We start from the raw sequence: 16,441 nt of genomic DNA, 5'->3' as shown, positions 1-16,441 counted from the left end.
TGTATGAATTCGCTAAGTTTGAAAAATCGACGTTTTAATACTGCTGATGTGCTGTTTACGCTGTTTATCGTGGTAACAGCCTTGGTTTCGTGGCAGAAATACCACAGTTTTCTCGATTATTATGAGCAGGGCATTTTAATTGGCTCAGTCGCTGGTCTTTGCTGGTTTGGCTGGTTTTGGCCAGCGATGCGGGTGTTCTTTCCCGTTTGCGGCATCATTGCGCTCGGTGCTATTGAACTCTATGCCGGCGACTTAAGCCGTGGGCAAACCGAGTTTTGGCTGAAGTATCTCCTCTCGAGTCAATCGGCGGTGATGTGGATGTGCGTGCTGTTTTTTCCTGGCCACCATCCTGTATTGGATTGGTTTATTACGCCAATCGGCTACCGCACTTAGCATTGCGTCAGGCTTAACATGGGCGGCAGCTGGCGCAGCCATGATTTCAAAGCTGGTTCGTTGGTACGAAAGCTATTTAATCGGTGCCGATGTTGGACATATCCCCGTTTCTAATTTGTATGAAGTCTTCATCCTATTTTGCTTAATGACGGCTTTGATGTACCTGTATTACGAAGCGAAATTTGCCGCCAAAACCATGGGCGCTTTTGTGCTCTTAGTTATTTCTGCGGCGGTTGCTTTTATTATTTGGTACTCATTAGACCGTCAAGCCCATGAAATTCAACCACTGATTCCTGCTTTGCAATCGTGGTGGATGAAAATCCACGTCCCTGCCAACTTTGTCGGCTATGGCAGTTTTGCGATTGCCTCAATGCTGGGTATCGCGCAATTGCTCTCTGCTCGTGGCATTCTCACTAACAAGCTACCCAGTTACGACACACTGGGCGAAGTGATGTACAAAGCGATTGCCGTCGGATTTTTGTTTTTTACCATTGCAACCGTACTCGGTGCAATGTGGGCCGCTGATGCATGGGGCGGATATTGGAGCTGGGACCCCAAGGAGACTTGGGCGCTGATCGTTTGGCTTAATTATGCCGCATGGTTACACGTACGATTAATCAAAGGCTGGCGTGGCGACATTTTGGCGTGGTGGGCGGTTATTGGGCTTTTTGTTACTACCTTTGCCTTTATCGGCGTTAATATGTTTTTATCCGGACTGCACTCTTACGGCGGACTCTAAATAACGACAGATTAAAAGCCGCTCATCTTATGAGCGGCTTTTTTTATTGCACTGCAACCATGACAAGGTCTTGAATGAAGAAACATTCTGCGAGGTCATCATGGAAAGCACCTTTTACGAAAAAACCGCCGCTGGCATTAGTGAAATCAGTACCCGCAGCCAGCAGCTTAATTTTAAAGAGCGGCAACTGCTTATTTTAATTGATGGCAAGATTAGCGTTGCGGCACTCACTCAGCTCATGCCATTGCCCGATTTGTTACTCCGGCTAGAAAAAACTACAAATGGCAGGAATGATTACACTGTCGACAGCCCATCCTGAAAAAACCAACGCATCGATAGTAAAATCTTTACACAGTAACGAAGGTATCTTACAACAAGATATTTAGCCAATAAGAAGTTGCTATTTTACAACACTTATTCGGCGTAAATTCAAGCAAAATCAATTTGGATTTCGTTACAAACGATAAAAAATCGCGTTTAACAATGAGGCTCAAAGCCGTTTAATTAAACCAATTCAAGCCATCAGCAACCCAAATCAAGCACTTACAACGATGCCAACTGCGGCAATCTGCAACATATATTTACAATCAACAGGGCTTATCCCCGATACCATTAGGATCTAATTATATGTAAGCTGGCGAAAAGGCATGCAGGGGTAGTAATGAATCACAACTCAATTTTCAGCAAAACAGACGCTGGCTTAAGCGAAGTCAAAACTCGCAGCTCGGGCTTTCCAATTCGTTTGCGACAATTATTAATTATGATTGACGGTCAAAAATGCGTAGCAGAACTACTCGCATTACAGCCCGATATGAATGAGTTAAATAAACAATTACAGCAATTAATGGATTTACAATTGATTGTTGAGCAAACCGGCTATGCCAACAGCGCGGCATCACTACCCCCACCCATCGCAATCAAACCGATTACGGCGGCGGCAGCACCAGCACAACATCAGCGCGTGCTACCTAGTGCCAATTCTCGCCAAAAAATCCGGCGCATCATTCACATGACCGACCAAGCTTATTTATCGAATAAGCTCGAATTTATGTTGAGTGATGTATTTGATGCCATGACCAGCTACGACGAGCTGCAGTTCTGTATTGACCGCTGGCAAAAAGCGCTCAAAGAGGCCGGCCACAGCGATATGGCCGATGCCTATTTGTATCAAGTTAAAGCGGTGATGGCGAGCTAATCAGTGTCGCCAGTAAAGCCTGCTGCAAAGGCTGCCAGTCAGGTGCTTGATCGCTTTGTACGATCAACTCAAAACGGCTGTCTCGCCGATAGGCTGCTGGCGCAGCGCTAGTCATACTGTCGACCCAGTCAAAGCGATACCAATCGCGCTCCGTATGAAAAATCCCTTTAGCGCGAGTCAGTCCCTGCAAGTTTAAATCGCTGTTTTGCGACAATGCCGTCAATAAATCAGCAACCTGGCTACTGCTAAAAACCACTTCAGGTGGGAAAATCCAGCCACAGCTATGCGAGCCTAAACTCGACTGCATTTTACAAATAGGCCAGCTACTCACTTCGGCAGCGACATCGCTCGATTTGCTAGCGAGTGAAGAATGCACTTGTCGGCTCGGAGAATACGCGCCCAATTGCACATTAGCACTGTGGTTAAGTGCAGGCCAACGCTCAGGATGCAGCTCTAAATCGAGCAAACTTAAAGCAAATTGCCCATTAATTGCCCGGGTAATGGCCAATTTAGGCGGAAAAAAAGCCGCCCCCATCGCTTCGGCCCGTAAAATTTGCTCTTCATCGGCCACATCGCACTTATTAATTACCAAGACATCAGCCAATTGCAGCTGATCACGCCATGTTTCATGCGAGTAATAACGCGAGTCTTCCATTTGCCGAGGATCTAGTAAGCTGACCACTGCTCGTACTTCAAAGGCGCTGGCTAGCATTGGATCACGCAGTAAATCAATAATACCCGCTGGATGTCCCAAGCCAGAGGGCTCAATCAATAAGCGATCTGGACGGACACCTCGCGCCAACTTACCCAATGTCACCCGCAGCATCGGGCTGGTGGTGCAGCAAATACAGCCACCAGGTACTTCAGCCACTTGCAAGCCATCACCCACGCTCGACAAGGTCGCGCCATCAATCCCCACCTCACCAAACTCATTCACGACAATCGCCCAATATTCATCAGCAGGCTTTTGTGCCAGCAAATTCATCAATGCCGTGGTTTTACCAACGCCTAAAAAGCCAGTAATTAAATTAACGGGGATCACGCTTGCTGTCATACAAATCATCCATGGGTATATAGCTAAGAGGCACTACTTACATGATTCAAAAACAAATACCTAGTCTTTTTTCGGCTCAGGTTTATGTTCACGCTTTTTTGAATCGTCAGTATGCAAGATGCTCATTGCAGCGCCGGTTTCGCCAATCACAATCTTAGGGATCACCAGCAAAGATTTATTGATGGCATCATCGATCAAGTCTTGCTCTTCACGCCGTGGTGGCTTGAGCACAAAATTGGCCACTTCATTTTTATTACCCGGGTGACCGATCCCTAAGCGCAAACGCCAAAAATCAGCAGTCGATAAATGCGACTGAATGTCTTTTAAGCCATTATGCCCGCCATTACCACCGCCTTTTTTAAGCTTCACTACGCCAGGCGCGATGTCGAGTTCATCGTGGACGACTAGAATTTCATCGGGCATGATTTTATAAAATTGCGCCCAATGCCACTACCGCCAAACCGCTGCGATTCATAAAAGTTTGCGGCTGCAATAACCAAACATCGTGGTTAGCAATTTTAACTTTGCCGCATAAGCCATGAAATTTACTGTCATGGCGTAAAAAAAATCTGTCCATCACGTGCTAGCAGATCCAGCAACCAAAAGCCGGCATTATGCCGCGTTGCGGCGTATTCACCACCTGGATTACCCAAACCTACGATTAACTTAATCGCCATCTTATTTTCCTCAGTCTCGAGTACACAATCGCCACCAGACTCACTACATCGCACAAATCAATCTTGAGTAGACATAAAAAAACCCGCTGAATCAGCGGGTTTGATGAACTGCGAAGGTTAAATTAACCTTTAGCGCCGTTCAACATAGAAACGGCCAAGTCAGCACCGCGAAGTAACGATACTAATTGAACGCCTTCTGGCAATGCGATGTCAGATAAGTGAACTGACAAGTTACCAACCGCCAATTTAGATTGGTCAACAGTAATGAATTCTGGCAGTTTCGAAGCAACGCAACGAACCATAACTTCTTTCAATACATTGCTGATCGCGCCGCCTTGCATCTTAACGCCGAGGCAAGCATCGCCATCAACGAAGTGCAATGGTACACGCAATTCAACAACAGACTCAGCGCTAACGCGTTGGAAGTCGATATGTTGAACTTGTTGTTTGAACGGATGGTATTGAACAGCACGAACCAAAACTTGTTCCGCAGCACCGTCATCGATCGACAATTGGATCAATGCAGTGTGGAATTTTTCGTCTTGCAGCGTGTAGTACATGCTGTTGTGAATCCAAGTTGATCGCAACGGCTTCAGCAGAACCACCGTAAACGATACCTGGCAATTGACCGGCTTTACGCAGGCGGCGGCTCGCACCAGTGCCCTGCTTTGCGCGGCTTGTAGCTTTTAATTCAAAAGTCATTGTCATACTCCAGTACAGATAAAAACATCAGCCCCCCGCGACCAGAGAAGCTGATGATTCGAGGGAAAACCCCTCTGAATTCTTACGGGTTTACCAAGGTAAACCCGGTTGTGCATCAATCAACGAATAAACTAGAAACCGATTCTTCGTTATTGATACGGCGCATCGTTTCAGCCAGCAAACCAGCAATCGAAACCACACGAACACGGCCACTTGCTTGGCCCAATTCGCTCACTGGAATCGTGTCAGTAACAACCACTTCATCCAATTCAGATTGCATGATGCGATCGACTGCAGCACCAGAGAACACCGCATGCGTGGCATATGCCATGACACGATTTGCGCCGAATTTTTTCAATGCTTCAGCGGGCTTTACACAGCGTATTGGCGGTATCGATCATGTCGTCAATAATCACGCAATCACGGCCTTTTACATCACCGATGATGTGCATCACTTCGGCCACATTGGCTTTTGGACGACGCTTATCGATAATCGCCATATCAACACCAAGTTGTTTGGCCATTGCACGAGCGCGCAATACACCGCCAACGTCGGGCGATACAATCATCAGGTTTTCGTAATTTTTAGCGCGGATATCGGCCAACAATACCGGAGTGGAATAAATATTATCCACAGGGATATCAAAAAAGCCTTGAATTTGGTCGGCATGGACATCAACAGTCAATACGCGATCAACACCAGCGACTTGCAACATATTGGCAATCACTTTAGCCGAAATCGGTACCCGCGCAGAGCGTGGACGACGATCTTGGCGAGCATAACCAAAGTACGGAATCGCTGCTGTAATCCGACCTGCTGAAGCACGTTTTAGCGCATCCACCATCAACATCATTTCCATGATGTTATCGTTAGTCGGTACGCAAGTTGATTGCAAAACAAAAACATCACGACCGCGAACGTTTTCGAGTAGCTCAACTGTGACTTCACCATCAGAGAAACGGCCAACGGTGGCGCGTCCCAATGAGATGTCTAGATGATTTACTACACGTTCAGCAAGGCGAGGGTTAGCGTTGCCGGTAAATACCATGAGGCTGTCGTAAGCCATTTCCAAATCCTGAAAAAACGAAAAGCGTGTAATTGATATAATTACACGCTTTCTTTTTATAGGTGGCAGGGGAAGAAGGATTCGAACCTTCGCATGCTGGAATCAAAATCCAGTGCCTTAACCAACTTGGCGACTCCCCTAGCGATTTTTTGCTAATTGACTACTTAGCGTACTCGTATAACGGATGACGATTTAACGTCTGCACTGCAAATCCGTTGATACTTTCAAGAAGGCCGCATAATACAGTATTTGCAGCAGCTTGTGAAGGCATTTCTACAAATATACAGCTACCCGATCCGGTCATTCTGGCATCACCAAACTGCTGTAATAGATTGAGCTGTTCAGCGATTTCGGGATATTTTCGCACTGCACACGCTTGCAAATCATTACGTGTGACTGCGTCTTCAAGGTCGCCAACTTTAATAGAGGGGCTGTTTCTTGTCAAGAGAGGGTCTTTAAAAATTTCGGGGGTAGAAACATGCACCTGAGGATGCAAAACCACGTAATAACGTTGCGGCGTTTCAATCGCCGTCATGATTTCGCCAATGCCTTCGACAAAGGCATTATGCCCAAAAATAAAAAACGGTACATCCGCCCCCAAGCTCAAACCGAGCGCCATCAAATCGGCACGCGAATGCTGCAGTTGCCACAACTGATTTAAAGCCAAGAATACCGTTGCCGCATCCGAACTACCGCCGCCGACGCCACCGCCCATAGGCAGACGCTTATCCACCCGAATATCGACCCCCAAGTCTGAGTCTTTGGGCTGCAATAAACGCGCGGCACGTACTGTTAAATCTAATTCAGCAGGCACACCTGGCAAAGGATTATGGTGAACAATTTGTCCATCTTGGCGTAGTCGTAGCCAGATCGTATCGTGCATATCAATCAGCTGAAACACCGACTGCAGTAAATGATAGCCATCCTGACGGCGGCCAACGATATGTAAAAATAAATTTAATTTAGCCGGAGCAGGAAAGGCCGCAAAGCCCTGCTCATCAACCATAGGGGTAAAACTCATGGGGTAGCATGACTCCATTCATTAATTAAAACTAAAACACGCAAATCTTCACGACTTAGCTCAACGCGATACGGTAATTTTCCATCGCGATAATCACTGGCGCGAATCATCCAGCCCGACTGCTCAAAATCATTGCTACCACGCGTAAAAGGCTGTTTAGGATCGGGTTGGCCACGCAACCACCAGCGCATTCCAGCAACAGGTAACACCAATCCAGTGACTTGCGCCAACAGCGCCTCTGGCTGATCGGCAATATCAATTGTTGCGCCATGCTGCAGTTGTGCGCTAACAATCTCGCCAGCCTGATACTGAATCGTTAATTGGGCCAAGATATTGCCCAGTGGCGACGACAGTGACAACACATCTTGCTGCGGGCTGGCGACCCAATGAAACGCTGCAGTATTGGCTTGATTTTGACTGCGAATATTAACGCGACCCTGCGCAGCAAAGCCCTCGCTAGGCGGTTTTAATGGCGCTTGCACACAGGCGGACAACAACGCCAGCAAAAATAAGCTAGCAAGCGAGCGAAAATGCACCGCCAACGTCAAGCGTTTACGCACAACCGCCAGCACTTATAAGCCCATCTTTTGACGTAATGCGAGCAAGTTTTCATCATCTGGCTCCAGCAAAATCGCCGCATTAAGCACGCTGATGGCTTGTTTTTTATCGCCTTTTTGCCACAACACTTCGGCATAATGCGCGGCAATTTCCGGATCAGGCAACTGCGCAAAAGCGCGTTTTAATAATTCCGCCGCCTCATTCAAGCGACCTTGCTTAAAGCGCAGCCAACCCATGCTATCGAGCACCACCGGATTATTGGGCTCTTTAGCCATGGCTTGCTCAAGGTAGGTATTGGCTTCTGAAATAACGATCAGTGCGGTTGGCAAGAATATACCCAAGGGCATTAAGGCCATGCACATGCCCAGGGCTTAGCTGTAGATACTGGCGTAAGTCGGCCTCTGCGGCAGGAATATCCCCAATCAAATCCAAATATAAAGAACGGTCATAATAGAGCTCGGCCGAACTAGGATGACGTTTAATCGCCGCAGTCATCACCGCAACCGCTTGCGTTAGATTTTTGCGTTCACGCCAAACTTGCGCTTCGATTTGCGCTTTATTAATTTGTTGATTCAACGACTCAACGGGTAACGCCGCCAACGCCGCATCAGCCGATTTTTGTTCACCCTGTCGCGCGTACAACCGTGGTAAACGCGCCTGCGCGCGCTCGGCTTGCGTGTCGTTCACTTGCAAATACCACTGCACCGCATCACGATCTCGGCGTTGCTGCTCGGCAATTTGCCCTAAATACATCGCCAATTGCGGCGCAATTTTGGAGTTTAACGCCACCGCTTGCTCAAGATAACGCTGCGCTCGCGCTAAATCATGTAGCTCAAGCGCAATCAAACCCGCACCAATCAAAGCCTCAATTTGTTGCGGATCACGATTTAAAACCGCCTCATATTGCTGCTGCGCGGCAGGATAATTTTGTTCTTCGGCCATATTGCGCGCCTGCGCCAAAGTAATCGCCGTCGACATCGGGTTGGCTTTAGCTGCGTCTTGTAATAATTTAGTCAGCGCGGGGTCTTTCTTACCGGATAGCAATTGCGCCTTATACAAAATCGCGGGTTCCCACGAAGCGCGTAAGCTCAATGCCACATCCAGCTCGGCCAAAGCACGAGCATCATCCGCCGCATTGCTATACGCCACCGCACGCGCAAAACGCGCCTCAGGCATGGTTAAAAATCCGTCGCTCAATTGCTCGGTCACCGTCACCACGGCGGCGCGATCGCTGTTTTTATCCCACAACTGGTGCATTTGCATAAAAAACGGTGCCATTTCCGATGATTTGGCATTGAGCAGCACACGTAAATGCGGCTCAACTTGATCGATTCGTTTACTGCGAATCAATAAACTCACCAAAATTTGTCGTGCCTGTATCGAATAGGGCGCGCCAGCCACCCACAATAGTGCAGCCTCTTGTGCCACCACCAGTTGCCCGGCTGACAAAGCCAATTGCGTTGCACGCTGGGCTGTGCGCGGGTCTTGCGTACGCTGTGCCAAATCCAGCCAAGCTTGTGCTGCCAACGCCGAATTACCGCGCTGAGCAGCGATATCGCCAACTAAAAAGCGCATCATTAATTCGTCGCTGAGCTCAATCTTTGGCAAAATACTCGGATCAAAGCCGTCTAATTTTTCCACCTCAGAAGCAGACTCCGCCGTTGCGGCGGTGCGACTGGCATCTGCCAGCTGGTTTGAAGACGTCAGCGCCGCGCATCCTGAACAAGCCGGCAAGGAAAACCGCAATCAATGAATAAGAGCGCAAGGACATAGTCAGTTCCAAGATTTGAAAGTTTAAGACGCGATATTAGGTAAACTGGGGGCGAAAGTCCAAACTCGCAAGTACAGCACACCGCTATACCGCATAGATTCGCTTTAATCGAGCCCACACCATGCCAGAATTACCCGAAGTAGAAACCACTCGCCGTGGCATTCATGATCATTTAATCAATGCCAAAGTCAGCGAGCTTATCGTTCGCAATGGCCGTTTACGCTGGCCTGTTCCCGCTGATTTAGCCAGCCTGATTGGTGGCCAGACTATTAACAGCATAGGCCGCCGTGCCAAATATTTGCTACTGGGATTTAAGCATGGCACGCTGATTATTCATTTGGGCATGTCAGGTAGCTTACGTATTCTCACCGAAGCCTATCCAGCAGAAAAACACGATCACATCGATCTGATTTTAGATAACGGCAAAAGACTAAGGTATCACGATCCACGTCGCTTTGGTTCTTGGTTGTGGTGCGATACCCCAATAGATGAGCATTCATTACTCAAATCACTCGGCCCAGAGCCGTTGTCTGACGCCTTTGACGCGCTGGCTTTACAGCAAAAAATCGGTCAACGCCGCACCGCCATCAAGCAACTGATCATGGACAATCATGTCGTCGTTGGCGTTGGCAATATCTATGCTTCCGAATCGCTATTTCGCGCCAAAATCCATCCTACGCGCCCCGGGCAAAGCTTAAGCGCGCAAGAACGATTGCGCTTAGTCGCTGCCATAAAAGAAACACTCCATGCAGCGATTGCTGCAGGCGGCAGCACTTTAAAGGATTATGTCGATAGTGAGGGTAATCATGGCTATTTCATGCTCAATAGTTATGTATATGGTCGAACTGGTGAGCCGTGTCGAGTTTGCGGCAATTTGATCAACACCCTGCGCCAAGGCCAACGCGCTACGTTTTATTGCAACAACTGCCAGCTTTAATAAATCTCTGGTAAGTCAGACCCAGCAATTCTAATATATTAAAGCGGGATCAACCCGCTGAGCACGCGTTTTCACGCAAGGGGACAGTATGAGTACCGACGATCTACAGCCTGTAGCTGCCAACGACCATTTAGTCGCTGACTTTCAAGCCTATAGTGCTTGGCGTGGTCATTTAAGCCAATCCATTGCGCAATTATCGCGCTGGTTAAACGAGCAAGACCTCAATGATTCACAAACCACACTGCGAATTCAAGGACTGCTCGACCGCTTAAAAGAAGACAAACTCAATATTGCCTTTGTTGCTGAATTCTCACGCGGTAAATCTGAGCTCATCAACGCCATCTTTTTTGCCCACTATGGCAAGCGGATTTTGCCCTCATCTGCTGGGCGCACCACCATGTGCCCGACTGAACTGTTATTTGACGCTGGCCGCGTACCGAGCTTGCAACTGCTGCCGATCGAAACGCGCGGCAATAACGTCACCACGGTAGAATATCGTCGCTACCCCGAGGAATGGCATAGCATTGCCCTCGATATTGACGACGCCGATTCGATGCAAGACGCTTTTAAAGAAATCGGCCGCACCCAGCGCGTTAGTGTGGAAACCGCTAAGCGCTTTGGACTTTACGACGAAGGCGATCCCGATCAAGTAGTGGCGCTGGACGTGCATGGCGAAGTCGAAATCCCATGCTGGCGCCATGCCATGATTAACTTCCCGCATCCCTTGCTAGAACAAGGCTTGGTGATTCTGGATACGCCGGGCTTAAACGCCATCGGTACCGAGCCCGAACTCACGCTCAATTTGCTACCGAACGCACACGCGATTTTATTTATTTTGGCCGCCGACACCGGCGTGACTAAATCTGACATCGAAGTTTGGCGCAATCACATCGTTCGCAATCAAAGCGGCAAACGTGGCCGCTTAGTCGTGCTCAATAAAATCGACGGCCTGTGGGATGATTTACGCACCAGCGCCGAAATCGATGCTGAAATTGCCAAACAAGTTAAAACCCCGCTGAATTATTAGCGATGCCAAGCAGTCAGGTTTACCCGGTTTCGGCACAAAAAGCCTTGCTGGCCAAAGTACAAAACGACGATGTACTGCTACAAAAATCTTGCTTAAGCGTGCTTGAGCGCGCGCTATCGGACGATCTACTGCCCGGCAAGCAAGACATCGTTCGCGATGCCACCCAAACCGAAGTCGAAGACCTGGTCTCGGCCATTCGCTCTATTTTGCAAGCGCGTCAAGACGGCGTCCAAGAGCAACTGGCCGAATTAACCGGCTTACGCGGCAAAAACCAAGACGTCATTGCACAAATGATGGTCAAAGTCAGCGAAGACAAAAAACACACTTTGAACAAGGTTTAGTGCGCTTTCAAGCGCTACGCTCGGTCTTTAGCCAGCAAACCAATAAGCTATTTTCGCTACTGGGTAAAGAAGCGCTCAAAGCTGAAATCGAACGCATCCGCGACCAAATGGACCGTAGCTTGTTCTCGTTTGGCGAAGGCGGTTTACGCTCAACAATGGATAATTTCTTTATTGACGTGAACAGCTCGATTGCCAAATCGGCCGAACAAGTCGCCGAAATCCAAGCGATGATGGCGGCGATGTACAAAAAATTTAGCGAAGAGCACGGTCTGGGCCAAGTGACGCCCCCGCCGTTTTCAACGCTGAAATACCACAAAGAACTCGCCCGTTTAGAAAAATCATTCCGCGAGCATTTCAATACCATTGGCAAATTACTCACCACCAGCCAAGGGCGTTTAACGCGCAAATTCTTTGAAACCGTCGCCAGCCGCGTGGTCTACGTATTTGAAGTCGCCAACCGCGACGTTGAAAACTGGCTCAAAGCGGTGATGGCGCCCATGGAAACGCAAGTGCGCGAACATCAATTGCAACTGCGCCGCCGCCTTGAAAGCATTAAACGCATTCACAACGCCACCACCACGCTAGAAGACCGCATCCAAGAATTGGAAGAAATGAACCGCCAGCTCACCGAACAAATCACCGAGCTGAACGGCAAATTGCGCCAAGTCTACGGCGCACTACAAGCCGAAATGCAGGTGTTCGCCAAAGCAGCTTAAGCTTTTCACGCCCAAGCAAAACGCAGCCCAAAGGCTGCGTTTTTTATTGTCGCTAGGTATTGCTCGCTAAGGCAAATTACTAAAAGCCTAGACACCTATACCCAATGATGACGGAGCTATTCAGATGACGTATTCATCGTTTTAAGTGCGCGGAACGCGGCTGTCAGTCACCTCCACAACACTCACACCGGTGCAGATGCGGATGCGATTTTGATGCCTCTTCCGATTGATACTGCAAAATGGTTAATAAATAAGAAATAACTTGTATTTTTGTTTTGTATATTTGTATTATTGGTTTCAAATTTTGCAACCCATTAAACTACCAACCTGAAATTATGAAAACAACAATCTGTGTGACATTATCCTTATTGGCACTAATTGGGTGTGCCTCGAAACAGCCAAACTATATTAATCCCGCATATAAAGCGCAGATTAACTCTTTAAATATTACACTTGAAACAAAAACTAAACTTCCGATTAACATAACAAAATCAGCCAAAGGCTATACGCCACAAATTACGCAAAACGACAAAATATATGTAGCCTATATGCTCAAAGAGCATTTGGAAGAACTTAGAAAAGAATTCCCTGAAAATATCGATACCGAATTAAAATTATTCGAATCAAACCTTAACTCAGAATCAAAATACAACCTTGAAATTACCCCTATCAATGAACTGGTTGCCAACTGCAGTCCTAAATGCTGGGTACGCGTCGACTATTCATTAAAACTTACCGATATAACTAACCAACAACTTATTTGGTCGAGTACTTCATACTCATTGAACACCTATGAAACGACAAGACCAAATGATAAATTACGAAAAGATGAAATTATAAAAGTTTATTCCGCCCCTCTTTTCGCCAAAAGGATAGTTGAATCTATGCAAAAAGATGGTCTTTTTAAAAAATAAAGCCGAGTTACATGCGCAAGGCTCTATTTGCGCACACAGACTGCGTGGTAATCCCGATAGAGGATAGCGAAATCGGATGCCTCCCCGCTACCCTCTCACATTGATTGCAATAATTGCATACGTGCAATTAAGCGGCGCTAATCGCACGTACTCCAGCGAATAATTGCGCGTCGGCTCTTGCCACAACAACTGCACCACCCGCATCAACCGCCGCGAATAATCATCCCGAGTTCGGCTTTTATTCATCACACCGCCAAGCGCAAAGTCTAAACAGGGGGCATTGATTTAGGTTGCGAAGTTTGCCAACACATGACAAATAAATATTGCGATTTATGCTCTGCATTTGCATAATTCACACCCTTACAAAAAACAGCAGAATTTTTCAATTATGTTACGCAATTTGTCATTACTGGGCTTGGTCGTTTTAATGAGCGGCTGCTCAACCTATACCGTGCAACGCTATTCAGTCAAAGCTGACAATGTGGTTGCTTACCGCGATAGCCAAAAAAAATTCAACGTAGCGCCATTTAGCGCCAAACAAGCTGCGCAAACCGAAATCATGTGCCGTGGTGTAGGCCCAATTAAAACGCCAGACAATCAAACTTTTGCTGACTATGTGAGCGGCGCAGTCAAAGACGAATTAAAACTTGCTGGCGCGTATGACGCACAATCACCCCTGGTACTGAGCGGCGTACTTGATGAAGTAAAATTTGATTCAATGGCTGGCCTATGGACTTTGTCGCTCACCATGTCGTCAAGCAACGGCAACTCGGCCACCAAGCAAGAACTCTATAAATACACCACCAGTTTTTACGGCGAAACCGCCTGCAATCAAACAGCACAAGCCTTTATGCCTGCAGTACAAAATCTGCTCGCCCAATTTGCAAACGACGCCAAGCTAAAATAATTTTTGCAGGGTATGTCTATCTAGATATTATTAATTAATAGCCACATAGATATACCCCGTTAGTTTGGTTTTTGCCGAGGCGCAAATAGCGCCAGCATCCCGGCCAAAAGGGCCAAGCCCACCATCACCCCCAAAAATCGATGCACACCGAAGCGATCATTGAGCAAGGCCACCGAATCGTGCACACTCACCATCAATAAACCCACGGCAAATTGCGCGCCCATATACGACGACTCGGCGTTGCTATCTTGCAAAATTTTGCCCACCGCCGTACCCAGCAAAGTCAGCAGCATCAAGAGCGCGTAGGACGAGAAAAACACGCAGATAAAATTAAAGGCCATGCCAAGCAAAGCGCCCGCAAAACAACCGATGGCGCGGTACATCAGTTTTTTCATCGATGCCGCCGGCAAATTAATCGACGCCACCCGTGGTTGATTAGATACCGCCAAAATAGTCACTGTCGCTTGAATAAAAATCATTTGCCCACCCCAAATCACCAAGAGTGGCGTTAATCCAGTCGATAAACCCGCCAAGAGCGCAAAGGGCAAATATTGCTGATCTTGTTGAGCCGGTGGCGACGTGCGGGCTTTGGCTGGCGGCGAAGTGGCTGGTTTTTTGACGATGAATTGCAAAACAGCCGACACAAAAATCGTCGATAAAGAGCCAACCATCACATCGGCCGCCCGCATCCAACCAATATGCACAATATCTTGCTGCGGATAAGCAAAGGCGTAGCCGACAATTAAACTGAACGTTAAACCAAAAAACAGCACCGCATAATTGTATTGATCAGAAACGACGTTGGCGTAATACGCCGTTACGCTACTGACGATAAAAAAGATCGCACACACGCTGAATAAATTGAGTTCCCGCGGAAAAAACAGCGCCAAAGCCACTCCAGCCGCACCACCGAGCAAAGTGCCAACGATTCTTAAGACACCCCGCGTTAAGGTCTGATTAAAAAACGGCCGCATCACCACATAGGCGCTAAACGCCGCCCACATCGAATATTCAAAATGCAGTTGATGCGCGATAAAAATCGCCAACGCCACCGAACACACCGACGCGGCCACATCCAAGACTGAAATCTCATTATTTTTGATGATATTCAGCCAAGCCTGCTTTAAATCGGTGTGTATCGCCTTGGATTGATTTAAAAATGAAAATTGCATGGTGTTTCCTTTGTCCGCATTAGCAGCGCAATTCAAACACCCCCACCGGCTGCGCCACCCCATTCACCAACACATCGACTTGATGTCGGCCCGCATAATGTTGCCGCGTACTCATATTCGCCAGCGAAATGCTTTTACTCAGCGCCACGCGCTCACCGGCAGCCAAGTGGAGGGTTTTGAGCTTAAACACTTTGGCGCGAGTTTGGCCGTTGGCTTTCACATAATGAATTTGGCAATCAATGACGAATTTTTGCCGCGTGTTATCGCGATTTTCCAACTGCAGCGCCACGCGTAATACCTCACCCAACTGAGCCTGCGCCGGCCCGACACTCGCCGTCACCAGCTGCAACTGCGCCGCCGGTGACACCCCCAGCACCGCCAATGCCCCTGCTTCACCACGCTTAATCGCCGAGCGCAAAGCATGCTGCACAATCCATGCCCGCTCGGCACTGGCCCCGCGCAGCCATGCACTTGCCGTCGCGTATAAAGCCTGCGGATTATCTTTGCCAATGTCGTTAAGATTATTCGCAACTGAGCGGCGCACATACAACGCCGGATCATCTTTGAGCAACTCTAACAAAGCCAATACTGGGCGAGGATCGCGCTGAAACGCCGCCAATCGACTCCCCCACGGCAAGCGAGGCCGAGTGCCTTCTGACACCAAGCGGCGTACATGCTCATTCTCATCACTCGCCCACTTAGCCAGCAGCGCCAGCGCCGGCTCGGGATAACGCACAATAAATGGGCGAATACTAAATTCGGCGCTGAAATACTGCGTCAAAATATATTGCGCCTGCATCGACTCGGCAAAATGCGCTAAACCATGTTGTGCAACAAAAACAGGTATGTGGCAAATAAAAAAAACCCGCCATCCCCTGCGCCTTGGCCTCGGGTTTAGCCACCTGAATCGACGCCAAAACAATCGCCAACGCCTTTGGATACGCCGCAGGCAAATAGTGCGCCAACACCTTAGCCACCCGCCGCGCCCGCGGCATCAACGCTAACTCCTCATAGCCTTGTGCCACCTCAGCACAAAAAGCCCGAGCATCAAACTCGCCCCACACCGCCGAAATATGCTGAGCAATCTGCTTCGCAATATCCAAACCAAATTGTGATTTAAGTGTCGCCGCCACCCAAAACTCCTTCACGCCAAACCAAGCCCGACCATCCCACAGCAGCCACCACGCCACCACCCACCATAAAGGGGTATAGCCCCCTAAGCATGATCAATCAATCGCCACGATAAAATA

General features: G+C 48.2%; 18 protein-coding genes, 1 tRNA gene and 3 pseudogenes. 9 read left to right on the top strand and 13 right to left on the bottom strand.

Features of this window, described 5'->3' with window-relative positions; translation table 11 throughout:
* Window positions 1-3: 3 nt before the first annotated feature.
* The 3 genes and pseudogenes from ccsB to GKO28_RS09730 all read left to right on the top strand — a co-directional run bounded on the left by ccsB (window position 4) and on the right by GKO28_RS09730 (window position 2,327).
* Window positions 4-1,132 (top strand): annotated as a pseudogene (gene ccsB, locus GKO28_RS09740) (c-type cytochrome biogenesis protein CcsB).
* Between the two features lie 100 nt (window positions 1,133-1,232).
* Complete coding sequence (locus GKO28_RS09735) at window positions 1,233-1,451, top strand: hypothetical protein (protein ID WP_182076126.1); 219 nt, start codon at window positions 1,233-1,235, stop codon at window positions 1,449-1,451.
* A gap of 342 nt (window positions 1,452-1,793) precedes the next feature.
* A complete protein-coding gene (locus GKO28_RS09730) occupies window positions 1,794-2,327 on the top strand; it encodes a hypothetical protein (RefSeq protein ID WP_182076125.1) in 534 nt (177 codons plus the stop codon).
* Here the strand turns inward: GKO28_RS09730 and GKO28_RS09725 are convergent.
* The 10 genes and pseudogenes from GKO28_RS09725 to GKO28_RS09685 form a co-directional block, all read right to left on the bottom strand.
* The gene (locus tag GKO28_RS09725; protein WP_182076124.1) at window positions 2,305-3,381 is read right to left on the bottom strand and encodes a GTP-binding protein; all 1,077 of its coding nucleotides are present in this window, start codon (window positions 3,379-3,381) and stop codon (window positions 2,305-2,307) included. The genes GKO28_RS09730 and GKO28_RS09725 overlap by 23 nt on opposite strands.
* Before the next feature lie 60 nt (window positions 3,382-3,441).
* A pseudogene (gene pth, locus GKO28_RS09720) lies at window positions 3,442-4,058 on the bottom strand (aminoacyl-tRNA hydrolase).
* A gap of 122 nt (window positions 4,059-4,180) precedes the next feature.
* The gene (locus tag GKO28_RS09715; RefSeq protein WP_247646754.1) at window positions 4,181-4,618 is read right to left on the bottom strand and encodes a 50S ribosomal protein L25; all 438 of its coding nucleotides are present in this window, start codon (window positions 4,616-4,618) and stop codon (window positions 4,181-4,183) included.
* Window positions 4,557-4,760, bottom strand: a complete 204-nt coding sequence (locus GKO28_RS21420; RefSeq protein ID WP_282099268.1) for a hypothetical protein — start codon at window positions 4,758-4,760, stop codon at window positions 4,557-4,559. Before GKO28_RS21420 ends, GKO28_RS09715 begins: the two co-directional genes overlap by 62 nt.
* A 115-nt stretch (window positions 4,761-4,875) precedes the next feature.
* Window positions 4,876-5,827 (bottom strand): annotated as a pseudogene (locus GKO28_RS09710) (ribose-phosphate pyrophosphokinase).
* A gap of 63 nt (window positions 5,828-5,890) precedes the next feature.
* Window positions 5,891-5,967 (bottom strand) — tRNA-Gln (locus GKO28_RS09705).
* Window positions 5,968-5,987: 20 nt separating this feature from the next.
* The gene (gene ispE / locus GKO28_RS09700; RefSeq protein WP_247646462.1) at window positions 5,988-6,848 is read right to left on the bottom strand and encodes a 4-(cytidine 5'-diphospho)-2-C-methyl-D-erythritol kinase; all 861 of its coding nucleotides are present in this window, start codon (window positions 6,846-6,848) and stop codon (window positions 5,988-5,990) included.
* Window positions 6,845-7,420 (bottom strand): lipoprotein insertase outer membrane protein LolB, encoded by a 576-nt coding sequence (gene lolB, locus GKO28_RS09695; RefSeq protein ID WP_182076123.1) that lies wholly within the window; start codon window positions 7,418-7,420, stop codon window positions 6,845-6,847. The genes ispE and lolB overlap by 4 nt, the downstream gene beginning before the upstream one ends.
* Window positions 7,421-7,735 carry a M48 family metallopeptidase gene (locus GKO28_RS09690; RefSeq protein WP_182076122.1) on the bottom strand — a complete coding sequence of 105 codons (315 nt, stop codon included), beginning with the start codon at window positions 7,733-7,735 and terminating at the stop codon, window positions 7,421-7,423. It abuts the gene before it with no gap.
* Window positions 7,689-9,140, bottom strand: coding sequence for a tetratricopeptide repeat protein (locus GKO28_RS09685; RefSeq protein WP_182076121.1), 1,452 nt, complete (start codon window positions 9,138-9,140; stop codon window positions 7,689-7,691). The genes GKO28_RS09690 and GKO28_RS09685 overlap by 47 nt, the downstream gene beginning before the upstream one ends.
* Before the next feature lie 158 nt (window positions 9,141-9,298).
* Here GKO28_RS09685 and mutM point away from each other — a divergent pair, with 158 nt between their 5' ends.
* The 6 genes from mutM (at window position 9,299) to GKO28_RS09665 (ending at window position 14,019) form a co-directional block, all read left to right on the top strand.
* Window positions 9,299-10,114: a bifunctional DNA-formamidopyrimidine glycosylase/DNA-(apurinic or apyrimidinic site) lyase gene (gene mutM, locus GKO28_RS09680; protein WP_182076120.1), complete on the top strand. Its 816-nt coding sequence runs from the start codon at window positions 9,299-9,301 to the stop codon at window positions 10,112-10,114.
* An 88-nt stretch (window positions 10,115-10,202) separates the two neighbouring features.
* Entirely contained in the window at window positions 10,203-11,141 is a 939-nt protein-coding gene (locus GKO28_RS19750) for a dynamin family protein (RefSeq protein ID WP_247646461.1), read from the top strand.
* Between the two features lie 2 nt (window positions 11,142-11,143).
* A complete protein-coding gene (locus tag GKO28_RS19745; protein ID WP_247646460.1) occupies window positions 11,144-11,482 on the top strand; it encodes a hypothetical protein in 339 nt (112 codons plus the stop codon).
* The gene (locus GKO28_RS19740) at window positions 11,482-12,198 is read left to right on the top strand and encodes a hypothetical protein (RefSeq protein WP_247646459.1); all 717 of its coding nucleotides are present in this window, start codon (window positions 11,482-11,484) and stop codon (window positions 12,196-12,198) included. Before GKO28_RS19745 ends, GKO28_RS19740 begins: the two co-directional genes overlap by 1 nt.
* 335 nt (window positions 12,199-12,533) lie before the next feature.
* Entirely contained in the window at window positions 12,534-13,112 is a 579-nt protein-coding gene (locus GKO28_RS09670) for a hypothetical protein (protein ID WP_182076119.1), read from the top strand.
* Between the two features lie 388 nt (window positions 13,113-13,500).
* Entirely contained in the window at window positions 13,501-14,019 is a 519-nt protein-coding gene (locus GKO28_RS09665) for a hypothetical protein (protein ID WP_182076118.1), read from the top strand.
* Window positions 14,020-14,078: 59 nt separating this feature from the next.
* Here the strand turns inward: GKO28_RS09665 and GKO28_RS09660 are convergent, their stop codons facing one another.
* From GKO28_RS09660 to GKO28_RS09650, 3 genes are read right to left on the bottom strand one after another with little or no spacing between them, the layout of a single operon-like run.
* On the bottom strand, window positions 14,079-15,191 hold the full coding sequence (locus GKO28_RS09660) for an FUSC family protein (protein ID WP_182076117.1): 1,113 nt from the start codon (window positions 15,189-15,191) through the stop codon (window positions 14,079-14,081).
* Between the two features lie 19 nt (window positions 15,192-15,210).
* On the bottom strand, window positions 15,211-15,990 hold the full coding sequence (locus tag GKO28_RS09655) for a hypothetical protein (protein WP_203564079.1): 780 nt from the start codon (window positions 15,988-15,990) through the stop codon (window positions 15,211-15,213).
* A complete protein-coding gene (locus tag GKO28_RS09650) occupies window positions 15,944-16,381 on the bottom strand; it encodes a hypothetical protein (protein WP_203564078.1) in 438 nt (145 codons plus the stop codon). The genes GKO28_RS09655 and GKO28_RS09650 overlap by 47 nt, the downstream gene beginning before the upstream one ends.
* Between the last annotated feature and the right edge of the window lie 60 nt (window positions 16,382-16,441).

Source organism: Deefgea sp. CFH1-16 (genome assembly GCF_016881365.1).
In the GTDB taxonomy this organism is placed as follows: Bacteria; Pseudomonadota; Gammaproteobacteria; order Burkholderiales; family Chitinibacteraceae; genus Deefgea.
This window is presented reverse-complemented; position numbering and strand designations above follow the sequence as displayed.